This is a genomic window from Corynebacterium sp. p3-SID1056, from assembly GCF_025152525.1.
Classification (GTDB): Bacteria; Actinomycetota; Actinomycetes; order Mycobacteriales; family Mycobacteriaceae; genus Corynebacterium.
In genome coordinates this window covers 1-344 of the sequence record NZ_JALXXL010000026.1, presented here as the reverse complement: position 1 = coordinate 344, position 344 = coordinate 1, and the positions used below count along the sequence as shown (strand labels likewise).

Below are 344 nucleotides of genomic sequence, written 5' to 3'. Positions count from 1 at the left end.
CCGGAGACTGTTGTTGAGGGTCAGGAGGCTGATCCGTTCGAGACGGCGAAGGATGTTCCGGAAGGTGGCGAGGTGAAGGTTGAGAACCTGCCTGGTGGCCTGACGGTGGATCCAACGACAGGGCAGGTTACGGGTACCCCGGACAAGCTCACTGACTGGGGTAAGGAAGAGGAATCGCGTGACGTGACTGTCAAGGTCACCATCACTGATGCTGAAGGCAATGAGGTTGCTACCGGTGACAAGGTGATCACGGTTCAGCGTGACACCGATGGTGATGGCACCCCGGATGCTGACGACGATGATGACGATAACGACGGCTTTACTGATGCGGAGGAGAAGGAGGC

Annotated in this window: 1 protein-coding gene; it reads left to right on the top strand. The window is 57.8% G+C overall.

The window, feature by feature from the left end:
- Nucleotides 1-344, top strand: a 344-nt coding sequence (locus M3G14_RS11620; RefSeq protein ID WP_259926687.1) for a DUF4442 domain-containing protein, incomplete at both ends; no start/stop codon positions are given.